2 protein-coding genes are annotated in these 2279 nt (G+C 37.2%); both read left to right on the plus strand.

Annotation, left to right across the window (positions count from 1 at the left end):
* Nucleotides 1-125: 125 nt before the first annotated feature.
* Nucleotides 126-1661: a sigma-54 interaction domain-containing protein gene (locus tag ACP5O9_RS04595; protein ID WP_428723521.1), complete on the plus strand. Its 1536-nt coding sequence runs from the start codon at nucleotides 126-128 to the stop codon at nucleotides 1659-1661.
* On the plus strand, nucleotides 1645-2279 hold a 635-nt coding region (locus tag ACP5O9_RS04600), incomplete at its 3' end, for a type 1 glutamine amidotransferase (protein WP_428723522.1). The genes ACP5O9_RS04595 and ACP5O9_RS04600, both read left to right, overlap by 17 nt.

The following is a 2279-nucleotide window of genomic DNA, read 5'->3' on the forward strand; positions in this document are numbered from 1 at the left end:
CAAGGGTGAACAGGCGATATGATAATAATGTAAAATCGGCAGGAGCTTTCCTGCCAGCAAATTGACCCGGCATGGTTCAAATGTTATAATAGTTAGTTTAACGGCAATTATTTGCCGTTTAGAGTATGAATAAAAATGAAAACATAGAATTAAAGGCACTTTTTGAAATTAGCAGGGTTTTAACTTCTTCTTTTGACCTTGAGAAAAATCTTTATTCTGTTCTTGAGATTCTCTCAAAAGAACTTGATATGCGAAGAGGAAGTATTTTTCTTTTTGACAAAAAGACAGAAGAAATCAGTATTGTTGCTGCCTATGGATTGACTCGGGAGGAGATTAACAGAGGCAAATACAGAGTTGGTGAAGGTATTGTCGGTAAAGTGATAGACACAGGATTGCCGATGTTTATTCCGGACATTGAAAAGGAGCCTCAGTTTCTCAATAAAACAGGAAGCAGACCAAACAAAAGAGGCATTTCCTTTCTTTGTGTTCCAATAAAGATTGAGGATGAAATTCTTGGCGTTGTCTCTGCTGATAGAATCTACTCAGATGAAATGGGAGAAGTGGATGATGATCTTAGAGTTCTTTCAATAGTTGCATCCCTTATTGCTCAGTTTCTGAAACTATGGGAGAGTTATAAAGTCATGGAAAATGAGAATTTGCTGCTGAAAGTACAACTTAAAGACAGATATAACTTTCCCAATCTTGTAGGACAATCACCCTCTTTTCAGGCAGTGCTTAAAACAGTGATGAAAGTTGCAGAAACAGACGCAACAGTGCTACTTTTTGGAGAGTCTGGAACAGGTAAAGAGCTTATTGCAAAGACAATTCATTTTCAGAGCAAAAGAGCAAAGGGCCATTTTGTGGCAATAAACTGCGCTGCAATCCCTGAAAACCTTCTTGAAGCAGAGCTTTTTGGTTCTGAAAAAGGAGCATTTACAGGTGCTGTAAAGAGAATTGGCAAATTTGAACAGGCAAATGCAGGGACAATTTTCCTTGATGAAGTAGGTGAGTTGCCTCTTTCGCTTCAGCCAAAATTATTAAGAGTGCTTCAGGAAAGAACAGTTGAACCTCTTGGTTCATCAAAAACAATAAAGGTTGATGTGAGAATAATTGCAGCAACAAACAAGGACCTCTCAGAGGAAATAAGAAAAGGAACATTCAGGGAAGATCTTTTCTGGAGGCTTAATGTTATACCCATATACATTCCACCCCTGAGAGACAGAAAAGAGGACATTCCCCTGCTTGTTGAGCATTATCTTAAGAGGTTCTGCAAGATTTATAAAAAATCAGTCTTAATTGATGAAGAAGCATTAAGGATGCTTGTTTACTATGACTGGCCTGGAAATGTAAGAGAGCTTGCCAACACCATAGAAAGGCTTGTTGTTATGTCAGAGAGCAATAAGATAAAGGTTTATGACCTTCCTGATACTGTAAGAGGAGTATTTAAAATAAAATCCTCTTTCTGTGGAGAACTAAAACTTCCCAAAGAGGTTGAAGAACTTGAAAGAATACGCATCATGGATACTCTTCCAAAATTTAATTATAATATAAGAAAAACAGCCCATGCTCTGGGTCTTACTGAACGGCAGCTTAACTACAGAATAAAAAAATACGGAATTTTAATAAAGAAAGGAGTAAATCTTAATGATAGCGATAATTAAAAATATTAAATCAGAAGGTCCAGGAAGCATAGAGAACTATTTAATTGAAAACTTAATTCCATACAAAATCTTTGAAGCAGAACAAGGGCAATTGCCTTCAACCCTTGAAGATTTCACAGGACTAATCATTATGGGTGGACCAATGGGTGTTTATGAGATGGATATTTATCCCCATCTAAAGGTAACTTCAAGGTTAATAAGAGAGGCAATAAACAGAAACCTGAAAGTTCTGGGAATATGTCTTGGTGCTCAATTAATTGCCCATACGCTTGGAGCAAGGGTTTATAAGGGACACGGTGAGGAAATTGGCTGGCATGAAATAGAGCTTACAGCAGAGGGTTTAAGAGACCCATTAATGATTGCCCTTGCAAAGCATCCATCAGTTGGTGATGTATGGAGGAAATTCAAAGTCTTTCACTGGCATGGAGACACCTTTGATTTACCAGTTGATGCGGTTCATCTTGCAAAATCCTCTTTTTATGAAAATCAGGCATTCAGATATAAACACAATGTCTATGCTTTGCAGTTTCATATTGAAGTAACAAGAAAGCTTCTTGAAGAATGGTTTGAGGACCATCCTTTAAGAGAAAAAATCCTCAATGAAGCAGAAAAAATAAA

The organism is Thermodesulfovibrio sp., from assembly GCF_049969575.1.
GTDB classification, from domain to species: Bacteria; Nitrospirota; Thermodesulfovibrionia; order Thermodesulfovibrionales; family Thermodesulfovibrionaceae; genus Thermodesulfovibrio; species Thermodesulfovibrio obliviosus.